The sequence below is a fragment of the Roseomonas marmotae genome (assembly GCF_017654485.1).
Taxonomy (GTDB): Bacteria; Pseudomonadota; Alphaproteobacteria; order Acetobacterales; family Acetobacteraceae; genus Pseudoroseomonas; species Pseudoroseomonas marmotae.
This window is the reverse complement of sequence record NZ_CP061094.1, coordinates 215,645-233,131: the sequence shown is the minus strand read 5'-3', so window position 1 is coordinate 233,131 and position 17,487 is coordinate 215,645. Positions and strand designations below refer to the sequence as shown.

Here is a 17,487-nt window from a genome sequence, read left to right as displayed (position 1 = left end):
TCAGGCCGTGAAGCCGAAGAGCCGTGACGGATTGGTCCAGAGGATCTTCTCCCGCCCCGCCGCATCCGGGACGACGCGGTGCAGCGCGGCCAGCAGCGCGCCGTAATCCGTGCGTTCCTTCGCCCGCAGGAAGGGCCAGTCGGAACCCCAGATGCAGCGGTCCAGCGTGAAGGCCTCGATCAGCGCCGCGACATAGGGGTCGGTATCGGTATAAGGCGATCCCGTTCTGGTGAGGCGGAAGGCGCCGGAGAGCTTGATCACCGCATCGCTGTTCCGGCCGAAATCCAGCAGGGCCTGGAAGCCGGCCTGCCCCGGGCCTTCCGCGAGGTCCGGCCTGCCGCAATGGTCGATGACCACCGGCAGGCGGGCGGCGCGCAGCACCGGCAGGGCCGCGATGATGGAATCCCCGTGGTGGTAGTGGACCTGCACGATCCAGCCGGCCTCGCGCGCCTGGGCCAGGGCGCGTTCCCCGGCGGGCCCCAGCAGCGGCGGGCTGGTCGGGAAGTCCAGGTTGAAGCGGATGCCGGTGATGCCGCCTTCCACCATCCGGCGGATCTCCGCCTCCGGCGTGCCATCCGGCAGCAGCGCCACGCCCTTCAGCCTGCCCCCGCTGGCGGCGATGGCCTCCAGCATATAGGTGTTGTTGGCGCCATAGCCGCCGAGCGGATTGATCAGCACGCCATGGGTGAAGCCGTGGCAGGAGAGCAGATGCAGGAACTGCGGCGCGGTGCCGAGTTCATTCGGCAGGATGTCGAAGCCCCGGTCCCCGCCCCAACCCTGGCGCGAGAGATCGAAGGCATGGGCGTGGCTGTCAACGGCCGGCATGGCGGTCAGTCCTCAAAGCCATAGAGAGCAGCGGGATTTTCTACCAGCAGGCGCTGCCGGTCCTCCGCGCGCGGGGCGATCAGCGGCACCAGGTCCAGCAGCTCCGTCTCCTCCACCGGCACCGCCAGATTGGGATGCGGGAAGTCGGTGCCCCAGAGCACGCGGTCCGGCGCCGCCCGCAGCAGCGCATGGGCGAAGGGCAGCGCCGCGGTGAAGGGGGCGGGCACCATGCGCTCGGCGCCGCTCAGCTTCACCCAGATCCGCTCATCCTCCCGCAGCAGCGCCAGCAGGGCGCGGAAGGATGCGCCCTCCACCCCCTGCGCCGGATCGACACGGCCCATATGGTCGATCACCACTGGCATCCGCAGCGCGCGGATGGTCTCCTCCATCTCCCGCACGCCATCGCCCTGCAGGTGCAGCACGACATGCCAGCCCATGCCGCGCACGCGGCCGGCGGCGCGATGCACCACGTCCAGGCCGGGGCCGCCGCCCAGGCTCTTGATGAAGTTGAAGCGGATGCCACGCACGCCGGCCTCGTGCATCGCCATCAGCTCGGCATCCGGCGTCTCGTCGTCGATCATGGCGACACCGCGATAGCGCGCGGGATCGGAACGCAGCGCGTCCATCATGGCGCGGTTGTCGGTGCCGTGGCAGCTCGCCTGCACGAGCACCGCGCGCTCCAGCCCCAGGCGGTCGTGCAGCGCGGCGAGGACTTCCTTGGGCTTGTCTTCCGGCGTGTAGCGGCGGCTCGCGGCATAAGGGAAACGCTCGCCTGGCCCGAAGACATGGCAGTGCGCGTCGCAGGCATGGCGTGGCGGAACGAAGCCCGTCAGATGCGGCGCGGCCTGATGCTGATCGGGCATCGCATTCCCTTCCCTCTGGTGCCGTTGACGGTAAGGGAGGGGCGGCCGGCGCCGGAGGGATAAATGCGGCCATTCCGCATCGCGGAACGCCGGGGGGGGCACGCGAAGCGCCGTCAGTTGCCGGCGCGATCCCGCTGCAACCGCTCCATGGAGACGGTGATTTCCTGGCTTGCCTTGTTCAGCGCGGGCACCAGCTCGCCCACCAGCACGGCGTGGCTGACGGCCGAGCGGAAATAGCTGAGGCCGATGGTGCCGGCCACCGTCTCGCCCAGGCGGATCGGCACCGCGACGGTATTGGAGGAACGCGGCTCCACATTCGGGTCGCGCTCCGCATAGCCCTGGCGCCGGACGGTGGTGATCATCGCCTGCACCACGCGGGTGAGGTTGGGAGGGTTATCCTCCGGGTCGCTGGAGGCGGCGAGCATCCGCATCAGGATGCGCCGCTCGGAATCCGGGCAGAAGGCGAGGTAGGCGCGGCCCACCGCGCGCGTCACCATGCTGAAGCTGACGCCCACCGTGGCATGGAAGGGCGAGACGGCGCTGTCCGCCACGGTGCTGACGCTGACGGCGACGCGCCCGTGCACGGGCACCGTGATCGCCGCCGGCCAGCGCAGGCGGCGCGTCAGGTCCACCGCCCAGGGGCGCCCCGCCTCCGCCACCAGCGGCCCGCCGTGGAAGCCGGCGCTGAGCGAGAGCACATCCGAGGTGACCTGGTATCCGAGGCCCCGCTCCGCCTTCGTCACCAGCCCCGCCGCCGCCAGCGTGCCCAGAAGCCGCATGATGGTCGGCTTCGGCAGGGCGGTGGTGCGGTGCAGTTGATCGACCGTGGTGTTCTGCTGCCTGTTCAATTCCTTCAGGATCGACAGGGCGCGCAGCACGGACTGGACAGGCGGGTCGCTCAGGAGGGCGGTTCCGGCACGGTTTCCGCGAGGTCGGAAACGGTCAGCACCAGTTTGCCGATCTGCTCATTGGCGTCAAGCACGGCATGGGCGGCCGCGGCCTCCGCCAGCGGATGCACGCCGCAGATATGCGTGCGGATGCGCCCCGCCTCCAGCAGCGGCCAGACCTGCTCCACCAGTTCCCGCGCGATGCGGCCCTTATAGGCCACGGGGCGCGCGCGCAGCGTCGATCCCGTCAGGGTCAGCCGGCGGATATAGATCTCGCGCGTGCTGATCTCGGCCTTCGGCGCGCGGTGGCTGGCAATCAGCACCAGCCGCCCATCCGGCGCCAGCAGCCCCAGTTCCAGCGGCGTGTAGTCGCCCCCCTGCCCGTCCAGGATGACATCCACGCCGCGCCCGTCCGTCAGCGCGCGTACCTGCTCCGGCCAGTCGGCGTCGCGGTAGTCGACCACGGCATCCGCGCCCATCTCCAGGCAGACCGCCCGCTTGGCGGCGGAGCTGCTGGTGGCCAGCACCGTCGCGTCCCGCAGGTGCCTGCCGATCTGCATGGCGGCGAGGCCGACGCCGCTGGTGCCCCCCTGCACCAGCAGCGTCTCCCCCTCCGCCAGCCGCCCCAGCCAGATGACGTTGTTCCAGGCGGTGAAGAAGACTTCCGGCAGGGTCGCGGCCTGGGCGAAGGTGAAGCCGCGCGGGACGGGCATGCATTGCGGCGCCGGCACCAGGCAGAACTCGGCATAGCCCCCGCCCGCGACCAGCGCGCAGACGGCGTCGCCGACACGCGGCCAGGCGACATCCGGCCCCACGGCGCTGACCACCCCCGCCACGTCCAGCCCTGGGATATCCGTCACGCCGGCCGGGGGCGGATAGAGGCCCTTGCGCTGCTGCACATCCGGCCGGTTGACCCCGGCCGCGGCAACCCGCACCAGCACCTCCCCCGGCCCGCAGTCCGGCACCGGCCGCTGCGCGAGATGCAGCACCTCCGGTCCACCCTGGCCGCGGATCTCCACCACTGTCATCTGCATCCCGGCTCTGCTCCCGCCAACGGCCATCCGCCGCCCTCCTAGCACCCTGGCGGGGGGCGGGTCGCGCGGGGCGGGCGTGCGTTCCGCATAGCGGAATGGGGCCAGAATTGCCGCGCCGCCGGCAGGGCCGCCGCTAACATCGGGGAGACGGCCTTCCGGGAGGCCACCAGGGTCCTTTCCACGGCCGCATCCGCCGTGGGCCAGGGCGCCGCGCCGGCCGGCCTGACGCGCGGGACAGGATGCAGATGAAGGAGACCTCCGCCGATGTATGACAAGTCGGACCCGCGCGCCGCGCTCGCGCCCTCCCGCACCGGCCATGCCGTGCCGGCGGGCGGCTACTCGCCATCCAGCTACGTGAAGTTCTACGAGACGCCGCCGCAGGAGGATGGCCCGGAGGGCAGCACCTGGCACGCGCGGGGCCAGAACTTCGTCGTCGCCTACACCATGGCCAGCGACGGCGCCCGCTTCACGCGCCAGGGCCAGCCCGATGAGTATGTGCTGCTGCTGCCGGATGCCGCCACCTCCGCCATCGTCACCGCCGGCGGGGAGCGGCAGGACTGCGCGGGCCATGCGGTGGTCTTCATCCCGCCCGGCGACAGCAGCATCGAGATCCGCGGCGCGGGCCGCATCGTTCGCCTCTTCACGACACGGGCCGAGGATCTCGTCGCCCGCTGCCCGAACAACGCCGCCTATGCGACGCCGAACCCGCTGATCCCGCCGCTGGAGGCATGGCCGGCGCCGAAGGATGGCTACCGCATCCGGCGCTACGGGCTGGACGTGGCGGTGGAGCCAGGGCGGTTCGGCCGCATCTTCCGTGGCTCCACCTTCATGGTGAACTACCTCGACCCCCGGCACGGCCCGCGCGACACCACGAAGCTTTCCCCGCATCACCACGAGGATTTCGAGCAGTGCTCGCTGGCCCTGGACGGCGACTTCATCCACGACCTGCGCTGGCCCTGGACGCCGAACATGAACCATTGGCGGGAGGACGAGCATGAATTCTGCGGCTCGCCTTCCGTGGCCGTGATCCCGCCGCCCGCCATCCACACCACCCGCGCCCAGGCCGCCGGGCTGAACCAGCTCGTCGACATCTTCTGCCCGCCGCGCCTGGATTTCTCGAAGAAGCCGGGCTGGGTGCTGAACGCCGACGACTACCCCATGCCCGACGGGGCCTGAACGATCCGGGCGGCGCGTGCCGCCGCCCTGCCGCCGGAACGGCGCTGCATTCCGCCCTGCGGAACGCGGCGCCGAAATGCTGGATGGCGCCCGCGCCGCCGTTAGGCTGGACCGTCACGGCACGGGAACAATGTGCCGCGGAGGGAAGTCATGCCGCTCGGCCGCGTATCAGCCATCCATCGCCCCCCTGTCCTGACGCGCCGCCACGCCCTGGCGGCGGCGGGTCTCGGCCTCCTCGCGGCGCCCGCCGCCGCGCAGCAGGGCTGGCCGGGCCAGAACGCGCGCATCATCGTTCCCTTCGCGCCCGGCGGCACCGCCGATATCCCGGCGCGCATCATCGCGGACCACCTGACGCGCCACCTCGGCAGGTCCTTCGTGGTGGAGAACCGCTCGGGCGCCGGCGGCGCCCTCGGCATCCGCACCGTCGCGCAGGCCACGGACGGGCATACGCTGCTGCACAGCACCTCGGCCGTGGCCATCCTTCCCGCGCTGCAGCGCGACCCCGGCTTCGACCCGCTGACGGACCTCACGCCCATCACCATGACCGCAGCCGCGCCCATCCTGCTGCTGGTCCGTGCCGACAGTCCCTTCCGTGACCTGCGGAGTTTCCTGGTCCGCGCGCGCGCCCAGCCGGGCCGGGTCAGCTTCGGCTCCTCCGGCGTCGGCACCACCGTCCACCTGGCGGGCGAGCTGCTGCGCGCGCGCGCGGGGCTGGACCTGCTGCATGTGCCCTATCGCGGCTCCGCCCCCTCGGCCACGGCGCTGCTGAGCGGAGAGACGGATTCCGCCTTCCTCAGCCCGGTCGAGGCCATCCCGCATCTGCGGGCAGGCCGGATGCGCGTGCTGGCGAATGCCGGGCGCCAGCGGGCCACGCTCGCGCCCGATGCCGCCGCCATGGTGGAGGAGGTGCCGGATTACGACGGCATCCAGCTCTGGTTCGGCCTGTTCGGCCCGCGCGACCTGCCGGTCGGGGTCGTCGCCAGCCTGATGCGGGAGCTGGCGCCGCTGCGCCGGGATTCCGTGCTGGCGGAGCGCATGACGGAACTGGGCGCGGAGACGCTGCTGGACGGGCCGGAGGCGCTGGCGAGCCGGATGCGCGCCGAGGTGCCGCTGTGGAAAAGCATCGTGGAGCAGGCAGGAATTCCTCGCGAATGACCGTTTCGACCCAGGCCGCCGACACGCCGCTCGTGGACGCGCATTTCCATCTCTACACCCGCGACATGCCCCTCACCCCCTGGGCCTGGCACCACCCGCCGGAGGATGCCACGGCCGAGCAGTTCATCGCCCTGATGGACCAGCATGGCATCGGCTACGGCGTCATCGCGGCCGCCAGCCTCCATGGCCAGTACAACGACTATGTCATCCGCTCCATGCGCCGGAATCCACGGCTGCGCGGCACCGCCTTCGTGCTGCCGGAGACGGATATGTACACGCTGGAGCGCATGAAGGCCGATGGCATCGTCGGCATCCGCCTGTTCTTCCGCCGGGTGCCGAACCCGCCGGACCTCCGCTCACCCGAATACAGGCTGTTGCTGCGGCGGGTGCGTGACCTGGACTGGCATGTCCACACGCTCGCCAGCGGCGCGGCGCTGCCGGAGGTGATCAACGCGATGGAGGATGCCGGCGTGAAGCTGGTGATCGACCATTTCGGCAAGCCCGACGAGCGCCTCGGCATCGACTGCCCCGGCTTCAAGGCGCTGCTGGCGGCGGTGGAACGCGGGCGCACCTGGGTGAAGCTGTCCGGCGGCTTCCGCATGCCCTCGCCGGAGGCGGCGCGGAATTACGCGCGGGCGCTGCTGCGCGTCTCCGGCGGGGAGCGGCTGGTCTGGGGCAGCGACTGGCCCTTCGCCGCCTTCGAGAACCAGGTGAGCTACGCCCAGACGATCGCCGACCTGCATGACTGGGTGCCCGATGCGGCGACGCGCCGGCTGATCACCGGCGACACGCCGATGCGGCTGTATTTCGGCGCCTGACCAAGAAGAACCAGAAGGAAACGGATCATGTCCAGCATCACACGGCGCGGCCTGGGCGGCCTCGCCATCGGCGCGGGCCTCGCGGCGGCGGCGCGCCCTGCCCGCGCGGAAACCTGGCCCAGCCGCCCGGCGACCGTCATCGTCCCCTGGCCGGCGGGCGGCTCCACCGACGTGCTGGCGCGCGGGCTCTCGCGCTATCTCGGGGATCGCCTCGGCCATCCCGCGGTCGTGGACAACCGCTCCGGCGCCAATGGCAATATCGGCGCGGCGATGGTCGCGCGCGCGGCGCCGGATGGCTACACGCTGATGGTGACGACCAATGCGCCGATCACCAACAACACGCTGCTCTACCGCTCGATGCCCTTCGATCCCAATACGGATCTGACGCCGGTCGCCCTGCTCGCGGAACTGCCGATCGTCATCGCGGCGCGGAAGGACATGCCCTACAGCACGGTGCAGGAGCTGATCGCCTATGCCAAAAAGAATCCGGGCAAGGTGAATTGCGGAACGCCGCCGCTGGGCGCCGTCGCGCATCTGGCGGTGGAGCTGCTGATGTACCGCACGGGCATCCAGCTCAATGTCATCCCCTATCGCGGCTCGGCGCCGCTGACCAACGACCTGCTGGCCGGCTCGGTCGACATGGCGCTCGACCTCGTCACCACCTATCTGCCGCATATCGAGACCGGCGCGCTGAAGGCCCTCGGCGTCACGGCGACCCAGGCGATCCCGCAGCTGCCGGACACGCCGCCGGTGCAGGCGCAGGGCGTGGCGGATTACCAGGCCACCGGCTGGATCTCCCTGCTCGGCCCCGCGAAGATGCCGGCGGAGATCGTCAGCCGCCTGAACGCCGAGAGCAATGCCTATCTGGCGCTGGAGGAGACGAAGGCATTGCTGCCGAATCTCGGCCTCACGCCGCTCGGTGGCACGGCGGCCGACCTGACGCGCCGCATGACGGCGGAGGTCGAGCTATGGCGGCCGGTCATCAAGGCCGCCAATATCTCGGTCGAGTGAGCTGATGCCGGAGACAAGGCCAGCCATGCTCCGCCGCCCCGGCGTGACGAATGGCGCGATCGGCAGCGTGCCCTATCTGCGCGAACGTATCCTCGCCGAGTATCCGCAGGCGAAGTTCAACGAGGACATCCGCCACAGGATGACCGAGGAGGAGATCATCGCCTTCCTGGCGGATTGCGACGGCGCCATCATGGGCGGCGACGTGGTCAATGACCGCGTCCTGCGCGCCCTGCCGCATATCCGCGACATCGGCATCTTCGGCGTCGGGCTGAACACGGTGGATCTCGCGGCCTGCCAGCGCCACGGCGTGCGGCTGGGCTTCACGCCGGGCGTCAACCGCCTCGCGGTCGCGGAACTCGCGCTGTGCTTCATGATCGCCGGGCTGCGCTGGGTCGCGCCGCTCAGCCTGGCCATGCGGAATGGCGAGAGGCCGCGCACCCGCGTCGGCCGGAGCCTGACGGGCCGCGTCGTCGGCCTGCATGGCTGCGGACATATCGGCAAGGAGGTGGTGCGCCTGCTCCAGCCCTTCGGCTGCACCATCATCACCCATGACATCCGAGACTATCCTGATTTCTACAGGGAACATGACATCACGCCGGTTTCCTTCGCCGAATTGCTGGAGCGGTCGGAGGTGCTGTCGCTGCACATCCCCCGCTCCCCTGCGACGGAGGATCTCTATGACGCCGCGACGCTGGCGCGGCTGCGGCCGGACTGCGTGCTGGTCAATACCTGCCGTGGCGGCATCGTGAACGAGGAGGCGCTGCTGGAGCGGCTGGAGAGCGGGAAGCTGGTGGCGGCCTGCCTCGATGTCTTCGCGCATGAACCGCCCGACAACGACCGGCTGCTGCGCCATCCCAACCTGCTCTCCACCCCCCATGCCGGCGCCAGCACGCGGGAGGCCCGCATCGCCATGGTGGATGCGGCATTGCGGGGGCTGCGGGAAGGCGAGCTGGTCGATCCCGCGAAATTCACGGACTATCTTGAGGCAACAGGGACAGCATGATGGCCATTGACGAACTCCGCATCCGGCAGGAGCTGGAGGCGCTGAACATCGCCTTCTGGCATGACGTCGATACGGACTGGGGGCGCCACGCCCATGAATACTTCACCGAGGATGGCGTTTATACCACCAGCCACAAGTCGCGGCGGGGCCGGGAGGAGATCCGCGGCTTCTATGCGGAACGCGAGTCGCGCGGCCCGCGCGTGGCCCGGCACCTGATCCATAACTTCCATGTCACCGTCAGGGATGCCGATCACGCGACGGCGGAATGGACCATGTGCCTCTACGCGGATGACGGCGTCCCGCCGCTGATGTCGGAGCCGCCGATCCTGATCGGCGCCGTCAGGGATGAATGCGTGCGGGGGGCGGATGGGCGCTGGCGCTACGCCTCCCGCACCACCTCCCCGCTGTTCAAGGGTTCGCGGCCCACCTCGGGCTGAGGCTATGGGCCGCCCCCGCTCAGAGGTGGCGGCCCCCATCCACCAGCAGCGTGCAGCCGGTTGAGAGGCGGAGATGCGTGACCGCCGCGACGACCGCGAGCGCCACGTCATCCGCCTGACAGACGGTTTTCAGCGGCGAGAGGGATGCCTGCTTCAGCAAGGCTTCCCGGCTGCGGCCAGGGACGAATTGGGTATCCACCCCGGCCGGCGAGATGCCGATGACCCGGATCTCCGGCCCCAGCACCCGCGCGAGCGACATCGCCATGGTGTCGAGCGCCGCCTTGGAGGCGCAATAGGCGATGCTGCTGCCAAGCCCGTTCACGGCGGCAAGGGAGGAGATATTCACCACCACCGCGTCCCCGCTCCGCTTGAGCAGCGGCGCGAAGGCGCGGATGGTGGAGAAAGGGCCGCGCACATTGGTGATGAGGATGCGGTCGAAGCTTTCGTCGTCCATGGCGTCGAGATCCGCATGCGGCACGGCGCGCGTGGTTCCTGCGGAATTGACGAGGATATCGGCACGGCCAAGCCTCGCTTCCACCTCCGCGGCACCGGCGCGGATGGCGGCGCTGTCGGTCATGGGGAGGTGGAGCGGGAAATGACCGCTGCCGGGCAGTTCCGCCGCCAGTGCCTCCGCGCGGTCACGGCCACTGTTGTAGCCGATGACGATCGTGGCACCCAGTTCCGCCAGGCGCCGGGCGGAAGCCGCGCCGACACCGCTGCTGCCGCCCGTGACGACGGCGACGCGGCCATCGAGTCCATAGGGCCCGAGGCCCCCTTCCCTGAGATCGCTCATTCCCGTTTCCCCTTTCTTCTTGCTGCGTGATGCGGAACTCTTCCAGGCTCACCAGCAGCGGAATCACCACGCGGTGATAGCGGATCACGCGCCGCGTGACACTGCCGAACCTTCCATTGAACAGAGAGTGCGGACCATGCCCACCATCATCTCCTGCGCCGTCACCGGCAATATCACCACGCGCGCGCATCATCCGGAGCTTCCCTGCACGCCAGAGGAGATTTCCAGAGCCTGTCTCGATGCGGCGAAGGCCGGCGCGGCCATCGTCCATATCCATGTCCGCTACCCCGATGGCCGGCCTTCCATGGAGCTGGAGCATTATCGTGAAACCGTGGAGCGCATCCGCGACAGCAATGCGGAGGTGATCATCAACCTGACCACCGGCCCCGGCCAGCGCTTCGTCCCCAGCCCCGAGGACCCCAAACTCGCCGCGCCCGGAACCACGCTGATGCCGCCGGCGCAGCGGGTGGAGCATGTCGTGGCGCTGCGCCCGGATATGTGCAGCCTCGATTTCAACACGATGTATTCCGGCTCCTCCGTCGTCATCAACACGCCGGACAACCTCCGCGTCATGGCGAAGCTGATTCGCGAGGCCGGGACGCTGCCGGAGCTGGAATGCTTCGACAGCGGCGACATCCACCTGGCCAGGGACCTGCTGGCCGATGGCACGCTGGGACCGGACCCCTTCTTCCAGCTTGTGCTGGGCGTGAAATACGGCGCCTCCGCCAGCCCGGCGACGATGTCCTATCTCGCCTCCCTCCTGCCGCCGGGGGCGAAGTGGAGCGGCTTCGGCGTGGGGCGGTGGGAATATCCGATGCTGGCCCAGGCCTGGCTGCTGGGCGGGCATGTTCGGGTGGGGCTGGAGGACAATGTCTATATCAGGAAGGGCGTGCTCGCCCCCGACAACGCCGCCCTGGTCGCCAAGGCGGCGGCCATCATCGATTCCCTGGGCGGGCAGGTGGCGACGGCGGCCGAGGCGCGGCGCATCCTCGGCCTGCGGCCCTCGGCGTGACGGCGCGCGCCGCCGTCAGGGCCTCCAGGCGCCGGGCGGGACATTCCCTGGGGAGACATAGGCGTAGTCCAGCGCGTCCAGCTGCGCCCAGAGCACCCCGCATTTGAAGCGGAGCGCCTCCAGCACCGCCTCCTGCTGCTCGGCGGTGCGGGCGTGCTCCTTCACGTAGTCCAGCGCGAAGGCGACATCCTTCGGGGCCTGGGTCAGGCGCGGCGTGAAATAGGCGAGGGTCTCCGGCGTGACGAAGTCGTAATGCCGCAACATGCCGGAGACCCTCTCGCTGATGATGTTGGGCGAGAACATCTCGGTCAGGGAGGAGGCGATGGCCTCCAGGATCGGGCGGTCGCGGACGAAGTTGACATAGGCATCCACCGCATGGCGCGTGCCCGGCAGGATGCCGGCGGTGGAGATCACGTAGTCCCGGTCCAGCCCCAGGCCATCAGTCAGCTTCAGCCAGCGCGCGATGCCGCCGTTCTGCTCCGCGCCTTCGGGCTGGATGTCGCCGTCATGGTCCTCGATCCGGCTGCGCCACAACCGGCGCAGGGCCGGGTCCGGCAGGCGCGCGACCAGATAGGCGTCCTTGGCGGGAATGCGGCTCTGGTAATAGTAGCGGTTCAGCGCCCAGGCCTGCACCTGCTGCCGCGTCAGGCGGCCGTCATGCAGCGCGCGGTGGAAGGGGTGCAGGTTGTGGTAACGCTCCGCGCCGATCTGCCGCAGGGCGGCTTCCAGCGCGTCGGGGGAGAGAAGCGCCGCGCTCACAGCCGCACCTCCATGCCGTCGAAGGCGACCTGCCATCCGGCGGCCTCGGCCTCGGCGCGCTCGGGCGAGCCGTCCAGCAGCACGGGGTTCGAATTGTTCATGTGGATCAGGATCTTCCGTTCTACGTCCAGCCCGGCGAAGGCGGCCATCGTGCCGCCGGCGCCGCTGACGGACATGTGGCCCATGCGCTGGCCGGTCTTGGGGCCGAGACCCGCCAGGATCATCTCGTCATCCCGCCACAGGGTGCCGTCGAAAAAGACCAGCTCGGCACCGCGCAGCAGTTCCTCCAGCGCCGGCGTCATGGCGGCGCAGCCGGGGATGTAGAAGATCCGCCGTCCCCCTGCTTCCAGCGCCACCCCCACGGTGCCGCCATCCTCTTCCTCCAGCGCCAGGGCGCCGCCGGCGGCGGGCTCCAGGTAGAGCGGCACCTTGCCGGGCACGGGGAAGAGCATGGCCGTCAGGCCCGTCGGCCCGCCCCCGGCGTCCAGCAGGGGAAACCACTGGCGCAGCGGCACGCGCTGGCGCGGCACCACATCGCGGGACAGGGCCTCGAAGATCGGATTGGCATCCAGCAGGTCATGCACCGCATCGCTGGCCACCAGCCGCAGGGCCTGCCGCTCCCGCAGGGTCAGGAGGCCCGCCACGGTATCGACCTCGCCGCCCGTCAGCAGCACGCCGGCGATCGGCGTGGAGCGGAGGCCTTCCCGTGGATGCAGGCAGGGCGTGGCGTTGATCTGCTGGCGCAGGTCCGGCGAGGCGTTCAGCAGATACCAGGACGCGCCATCGGCACTGACCGCCAGCGAGGCCTGGCTGCGCGCCGCCGCCGCCGGATCCCCGGCCCGCGCGCGCCGGCATGCCGCCGTGTTGGAATTCCATTGCGGGAAACCGCCGCCCGCCGCAGCGCCAAGGACCACCGCATGAATCATGGCAAACACGTCATTCAGACGGAAGCTCCGCTCGCCAGAGGCAGGCGAGGCTATCAACGGCGGAGTGGCGCCGCAAAGGCGGAAATGGATTCCCGCCGGGGAAATCGCCGGCATGCCGCTGGTGAAGAAGCGCCCTTCCAGATCGCTCGCGGGACGCGCTAGTCTCGGCATCAAGAAGAGATCCAAAGGGAGGATGCTTGCGTGCTGGCCCGAAGGACTTTGCTCGCGCTGGCCGGCCTCGCCAGCGCGGCGCCGCATCCCGGCCGCGCCGAGAGCGCCGGCGCCCTGCGGGTAGGCACTCTCCGCTTCGGCACCCTGGCCTGGGAACTGGATACCATCGCGCGGCATGGGCTGGCGGCGGCGGAGGGTATCAGCATCCAGCAGGTCCCCCTCGCCTCGAATGAGGCCGGCCGCGTGGCGCTGCTGGCGGGTTCGGCCGATGTCATCGTCAGCGACTGGCTCTGGGTCGCGCGCCAGCGCGCCGAGAATCAGCCGCTGCAATTCACGCCCTTCTCCAGCAGCATCGGCTCCGTCATGGTGCCGGCCGGCTCCTCCATCACCGATATCGCCGGCCTGCGCGGCCGCCGCGTCGGCGTATCCGGGGGGCCGCTCGACAAGGCCTGGCTGCTGCTCGTCGCCCGCGCCCGCCGCGACGGGATCGACCTGCCGGCGGAAGTCGAGCCGGTCTATGGCGCGCCGCCGCTGCTGGCGGAACAGCTGCTGCGCGGGCGGCTGGATGCGGCGCTGGTCTTCTGGAACTTCGCCGCGCGGCTGGAAGCCGGGGGCGCCCGCACATTGCTGGCGATCGAGCAGGTCGAACAGGAACTCGGCGCCGCCGGGCCGGTGGCCATGCTGGGATATGTCTTCGATGAACGCTGGGCCGCGGCCAACCGCCCCGCGCTGGATGGCCTGCTGCGTGCCTCGGCCCGGGCCAAGGCCATCATGCGCGACGACGATGCCGAGTGGCAGGCGCTGCGGCCCCAGATGCAGGCGGATTCCGAAGCGATGTTCCTGCGGCTGCGCGACCACTTCCGCGCCGGCATCCCGCAGCGGCCTGTCGCGGCGGAGGAGGAGGATGCCAGGCGCCTCTACGCCATCGTGGCGGAACTGGGCGGCCCGCGCCTGGTCGGCCAGGCCATGACACTGCCGGAGGGCAGCTTCTACCGCCCCGCCGGCGCGCCGCCATGACGCAGGGCGCGACGGGGGTCCAGCCCCTCCCGGCCATCCGGACATCGGCGCCGGACCACGGGGCGCTGCTGATCCGCCTGGGCTCCGCCGCCTGTTTCCTGCTGCTGTGGTGGGTGATTGCCGCATGGGCGGCGGACCGCGCCCTGCCGGACCCCCTGACCGTGCTGCGCGCCGCGGCGGCGGCCATGGCGGATGGCAGCCTGCCGCAGGCGCTCGGGGCCACGCTGGCGCGCGTCATGGCGGCCTTCCTGCTGGCCATGGTGGCGGGCAGCGCGATCGGCATCCTCATGGGGCGCTCGCGCCTCGCGGATGCCGCCGGGGATTTCTGGCTCGTGCTGCTCCTCAATCTTCCGGCGCTGGTCGTGATCCTGCTGGCCTATATCTGGTTCGGCCAAACCGAGGCGGCCACCGTGATCGCCGTCGCCCTGGTCAAGCTGCCGGCCGTGGCCGTGACGCTGCGGGAAGGCGCGCGGGCGATGGAGCCGGGGCTGGATGAGATGGCGCAGGCCTACCGCTTCGGCCTGATGGCCCGCTGGCGGGATGTCATGCTGCCGCAGCTCCATCCCTATCTGGCGGCGGCGGCGCGGGCGGGACTGGCCACGGCCTGGAAGATCGTGCTGGTCGCCGAGCTGCTGGGCCGCCCCAGCGGGGTCGGCTTCGAGATGAACCTGCGCTTCCAGGTCTTCGACGTGGCCGGGCTGCTGGCCTATGCCCTCGCTTTCGCGGCGGTCATGCTGGCTATCGAGGCCGGCGTGATGCGCCCGGCGGAACGGCGAGCACGGGCCTGGCGTGGCCTTGCCTGACTTGCAGCCCGCCCCGCTGACCCTGGATATCCGCAGCAAGCGGTATCGCCGCGCCGGGCATCCGGACACGGAGGCGCTGCGCGACCTGCGCCTCGAATTCCCCGCTGGCAGCGTCACCGCCGTGCTGGGCCCTTCCGGCTGCGGCAAGACCACGGCGCTGCGGATCCTTCTTGGCCTCGACACCGCTTTCGAGGGGGAGGTACGGCAGCGGCCGCAACGCCTGGGCGTGGTGTTCCAGGAGCCGCGCCTCCTGCCCTGGCGCAGCATCGAAGCCAATCTGCGGCTCGCGGCCGAGGCGGCGGGGCGGCCGTCCGCACAGGTGGCGCCCCTGCTGGAGCGCGTCGGGCTGGGTGGCTGGGGCAGCCGCTTCCCCGGCGAGCTGTCGCTCGGCATGGCGCGGCGCGCGGCCCTGGCGCGGGCCCTGGTGGTGGACCCCGAATTGCTGGTGCTGGACGAGCCCCTGGTTTCCCTGGACGAGGCCACGGCGGTGCGGCTGCGGGCGCTGCTGGGCGAGGTGATCGCGGAGCGCGGCATCACCACGGTTCTGGTGACTCATCAACTGGAGGATGCGCTGGCGCTGGCCGATCGAATCGCCGTGCTCGGACGCCCGCCCCATTCCCTGCGCGGAGTGCTGGAGAACCGGAAAGACCATGCCGGCGGCCTGGACATGCTGCGCGCCGAGCTGTCGCGGCGCTTTCCGGAGCCTGTCGGCCAGAACACGGATGTTTGTGCTTGAGCGTGGGCATGAGACAGCACCATGCTGGACATGCAACAAAAACACCCGCGCCGGGAGGAAGCACAGCAATGACGACACGCCTGAACCGCAGATCACTGGTGGCTGCGGGCCTTGCCATGGCCTGCGCGGGAACATTGGGAAGCCAGCCTGCACTGGCGCGTGGCGACCTGGCCACCCGGCCGCAGCGGCTGGAGCCACTGGTGATGGGCTCGGGTGAGGATGACTTCACTCTCTCTCAGCGCGAATACCGGCTGGAAACGGGCCGCTACTACCGCTGGCGCATCGCCGCCGCGGGCCGGCGCGAATACAACTTCGTGGCACCGGAATTCTGGCGCAATGTCTGGATCCGCCAGGTCGTGGTCGGCAAGACGGAGATCAAGACCAGCGTGCTGGAGGAGCTGGATTTCGACGATGTGGGAGAGGTCGAGGTCTACTTCGTGCCCGTGCGGACAGGGAACTTCACCTTCCGCGTGCGGGGGCTGGAGGAGCGTGGCATGACCGGCACGCTGATCGTCGAGTAGATCCATGCAGCTTTGAAGACGTGGCTTTGAAGACGGGCGGCCATGCGGGCCGCCCGTCCGGCCCTGTCGTGGATCAGGGCGGCGGTACGTCGGCCGCCTTGACGCCATGCGCCGCGATGGCGTCCATCAACGGCGGCGAGAGGCAGTCATAAGGCTCCAGCCCCAGTTCCTTGAGGCGGGCACGCAGCGCCCCCATGCGTTCGGGTTTGTAGCCGGACTCGATGACCGAGGAGACGAAGGCCGCGAATTCCGGCGGCGCCCAGCCGGATTCCTCGAAAAGTTCGGGATGGATGAAATCGAGCCCGTAGAACGGGTGGTTCTTGTTCTCGATCCTGCCATACATATGGACGCCGCAGGCGGTGCAGGCATAACGCTGGATCGCGGCTGTGTTGTCGACGATCGCCAGCTTGTCGCCATTCTCGATGACCTCGAGTTTGTCGCGCGGCACCACCGCGACAACGGAGAAAACCGCCCCCGCCGGCTTCCAGCATTTCGTGCAACCGCAGGCATGGTCATGCGCCACCTGGCAGGAGACCCTGACCTTGACCGGTCGCTCCCTGCAGTGACAGACCAGCGTCCCGCCGGCAAACTGCGGCGAAGCCGGCTTGAGCCCCTGGTCTATCAAGGGGTGGATCTTGATTGTCTCGGACATTCTTTTCTCCCTGCCGGTTTCCCGGCCTGTTTCTGAGTCTCGCTCAGCAACGGGCACGCCTGACGATTCGTTTTGGAATTGTCTCGTAAGCATGGGACAAATGCCGGGAGGCGGTAAAGCGTAATCCGTGTCGGTTCGCGGCGTGCCGGCGGCCGGAGACTTCCCCCGGGGCCGAGCGCTTTTGCCGCAGTGCAATAGGTTACATGAAAGTTTTCTAACCTTCATCTTCCGTATGCATTATCAGCATGACGCGATCCATCGCCCCTTCGTGACGTTAACCTTGGCCTTTCCACTGTCCGGCATTCTATCTTGAAGCTGACAGAGAGGGCGTCAGGACGCTCTCCAATAAACAGGAGGATGCACATGAAGACCACAGCGACGGGCCTTGCCCTGCTTGTCTCGCTCCTCGCCCTGCCAGCGGTCTGCCTGGCGCAGGCGCCCCAGGGCTCCCCCGGCAGGACGGATGGCAATCTGCAATCCGGCAGCACGATGAACGATGCCCAGAAGCAATCCTCCGGGACGGCGAATACGGGCACCGCGGCGCAGCCGGCGCCCCCGACCCACAGCCCCCGCCCCCCTGGCGCGAGCGAGACGCCGGCCACCAGAAGGCCGGAGGGCAACCTGGGCTCCGGCGCGGCGATGAGTGGCGCGCAACGGAATTCGGCCGGCGAGGCGGCGACAGGCGGGGCCCCGCCGCCGCAATTGCCATCCACCACCGCTCAGCCCCCTTCCTCGGGAACGGGCAGTCCGGCACGATGAGCGACCATGCGGCATGGCCCTGGTGGGGCCATGCCGCGAGGCCCCGGGCCCTGTCCCGGGCAAAGGATACAGTCCGCGGGATTCCGGCGGGCTCCGGTTGACGGTCAAGAACGGGTAGAGGGAGGAAGC

At 69.8% G+C, this 17,487-nt stretch carries 20 protein-coding genes; 12 read left to right on the top strand and 8 right to left on the bottom strand.

All coding sequences use genetic code 11. From position 1 onward, the window contains the following. The 4 genes from IAI58_RS19735 to IAI58_RS19720 form a co-directional block, all read right to left on the bottom strand. Complete coding sequence (locus IAI58_RS19735; RefSeq protein WP_207446135.1) at window positions 1-825, bottom strand: amidohydrolase family protein; 825 nt, start codon at window positions 823-825, stop codon at window positions 1-3. A 5-nt stretch (window positions 826-830) separates the two neighbouring features. Next, the gene (locus IAI58_RS19730; protein ID WP_208776250.1) at window positions 831-1,688 is read right to left on the bottom strand and encodes an amidohydrolase family protein; all 858 of its coding nucleotides are present in this window, start codon (window positions 1,686-1,688) and stop codon (window positions 831-833) included. A 113-nt stretch (window positions 1,689-1,801) separates the two neighbouring features. After that, window positions 1,802-2,566 (bottom strand): helix-turn-helix domain-containing protein, encoded by a 765-nt coding sequence (locus tag IAI58_RS19725; protein ID WP_207446133.1) that lies wholly within the window; start codon window positions 2,564-2,566, stop codon window positions 1,802-1,804. Window positions 2,567-2,586: 20 nt separating this feature from the next. Next, window positions 2,587-3,603 (bottom strand): NAD(P)H-quinone oxidoreductase, encoded by a 1,017-nt coding sequence (locus IAI58_RS19720; RefSeq protein ID WP_208776281.1) that lies wholly within the window; start codon window positions 3,601-3,603, stop codon window positions 2,587-2,589. Between the two features lie 270 nt (window positions 3,604-3,873). On the opposite strand from IAI58_RS19720, the gene IAI58_RS19715 reads away from it, so the two are divergent. The 6 genes from IAI58_RS19715 to IAI58_RS19690 all read left to right on the top strand — a co-directional run bounded on the left by IAI58_RS19715 (window position 3,874) and on the right by IAI58_RS19690 (window position 9,209). Then, entirely contained in the window at window positions 3,874-4,785 is a 912-nt protein-coding gene (locus IAI58_RS19715; protein ID WP_207446129.1) for a cupin domain-containing protein, read from the top strand. Window positions 4,786-4,935: 150 nt separating this feature from the next. Beyond that, a complete protein-coding gene (locus IAI58_RS19710; RefSeq protein ID WP_207446127.1) occupies window positions 4,936-5,940 on the top strand; it encodes a Bug family tripartite tricarboxylate transporter substrate binding protein in 1,005 nt (334 codons plus the stop codon). Beyond that, complete coding sequence (locus IAI58_RS19705) at window positions 5,937-6,758, top strand: amidohydrolase family protein (protein WP_207446120.1); 822 nt, start codon at window positions 5,937-5,939, stop codon at window positions 6,756-6,758. The genes IAI58_RS19710 and IAI58_RS19705 overlap by 4 nt, the downstream gene beginning before the upstream one ends. A 27-nt stretch (window positions 6,759-6,785) precedes the next feature. Further along, the gene (locus tag IAI58_RS19700; protein ID WP_207446119.1) at window positions 6,786-7,769 is read left to right on the top strand and encodes a Bug family tripartite tricarboxylate transporter substrate binding protein; all 984 of its coding nucleotides are present in this window, start codon (window positions 6,786-6,788) and stop codon (window positions 7,767-7,769) included. 25 nt (window positions 7,770-7,794) lie between these two features. Further along, complete coding sequence (locus IAI58_RS19695; RefSeq protein ID WP_207446118.1) at window positions 7,795-8,772, top strand: NAD(P)-dependent oxidoreductase; 978 nt, start codon at window positions 7,795-7,797, stop codon at window positions 8,770-8,772. Further along, entirely contained in the window at window positions 8,769-9,209 is a 441-nt protein-coding gene (locus IAI58_RS19690; RefSeq protein ID WP_208776249.1) for a nuclear transport factor 2 family protein, read from the top strand. Before IAI58_RS19695 ends, IAI58_RS19690 begins: the two co-directional genes overlap by 4 nt. Before the next feature lie 19 nt (window positions 9,210-9,228). On the opposite strand, the gene IAI58_RS19685 is transcribed toward IAI58_RS19690, so the two are convergent. Then, complete coding sequence (locus IAI58_RS19685) at window positions 9,229-10,002, bottom strand: SDR family NAD(P)-dependent oxidoreductase (protein WP_207446116.1); 774 nt, start codon at window positions 10,000-10,002, stop codon at window positions 9,229-9,231. A gap of 127 nt (window positions 10,003-10,129) precedes the next feature. Between IAI58_RS19685 and IAI58_RS19680 the strand changes: the two genes are divergently transcribed. Next, entirely contained in the window at window positions 10,130-11,014 is an 885-nt protein-coding gene (locus IAI58_RS19680; protein ID WP_419555861.1) for a beta-keto acid cleavage family enzyme, read from the top strand. 15 nt (window positions 11,015-11,029) lie between these two features. On the opposite strand, the gene pqqC is transcribed toward IAI58_RS19680, so the two are convergent. Together pqqC and pqqB are read right to left on the bottom strand one after the other, a co-directional pair. Next, the gene (gene pqqC / locus IAI58_RS19675; RefSeq protein ID WP_207446114.1) at window positions 11,030-11,773 is read right to left on the bottom strand and encodes a pyrroloquinoline-quinone synthase PqqC; all 744 of its coding nucleotides are present in this window, start codon (window positions 11,771-11,773) and stop codon (window positions 11,030-11,032) included. Further along, a complete protein-coding gene (gene pqqB, locus IAI58_RS19670) occupies window positions 11,770-12,699 on the bottom strand; it encodes a pyrroloquinoline quinone biosynthesis protein PqqB (protein WP_207446113.1) in 930 nt (309 codons plus the stop codon). The genes pqqC and pqqB overlap by 4 nt, the downstream gene beginning before the upstream one ends. A 201-nt stretch (window positions 12,700-12,900) precedes the next feature. On the opposite strand from pqqB, the gene IAI58_RS19665 reads away from it, so the two are divergent. The 4 genes from IAI58_RS19665 (at window position 12,901) to IAI58_RS19650 (ending at window position 15,947) form a co-directional block, all read left to right on the top strand. Further along, window positions 12,901-13,887, top strand: coding sequence for an ABC transporter substrate-binding protein (locus tag IAI58_RS19665; RefSeq protein ID WP_207446112.1), 987 nt, complete (start codon window positions 12,901-12,903; stop codon window positions 13,885-13,887). Window positions 13,888-13,955: 68 nt separating this feature from the next. After that, window positions 13,956-14,690: an ABC transporter permease gene (locus tag IAI58_RS19660; protein ID WP_208776280.1), complete on the top strand. Its 735-nt coding sequence runs from the start codon at window positions 13,956-13,958 to the stop codon at window positions 14,688-14,690. Next, on the top strand, window positions 14,677-15,426 hold the full coding sequence (locus IAI58_RS19655; RefSeq protein WP_237182963.1) for an ABC transporter ATP-binding protein: 750 nt from the start codon (window positions 14,677-14,679) through the stop codon (window positions 15,424-15,426). The genes IAI58_RS19660 and IAI58_RS19655 overlap by 14 nt, the downstream gene beginning before the upstream one ends. 68 nt (window positions 15,427-15,494) lie before the next feature. Then, window positions 15,495-15,947 carry a cupredoxin domain-containing protein gene (locus tag IAI58_RS19650; RefSeq protein ID WP_207446110.1) on the top strand — a complete coding sequence of 151 codons (453 nt, stop codon included), beginning with the start codon at window positions 15,495-15,497 and terminating at the stop codon, window positions 15,945-15,947. A gap of 73 nt (window positions 15,948-16,020) precedes the next feature. On the opposite strand, the gene gfa is transcribed toward IAI58_RS19650, so the two are convergent. Then, complete coding sequence (gfa, locus tag IAI58_RS19645) at window positions 16,021-16,599, bottom strand: S-(hydroxymethyl)glutathione synthase (RefSeq protein ID WP_207446109.1); 579 nt, start codon at window positions 16,597-16,599, stop codon at window positions 16,021-16,023. A gap of 363 nt (window positions 16,600-16,962) precedes the next feature. Between gfa and IAI58_RS19640 the strand changes: the two genes are divergently transcribed. After that, window positions 16,963-17,358, top strand: coding sequence for a hypothetical protein (locus IAI58_RS19640; protein ID WP_207446108.1), 396 nt, complete (start codon window positions 16,963-16,965; stop codon window positions 17,356-17,358). Window positions 17,359-17,487: the final 129 nt, after the last annotated feature.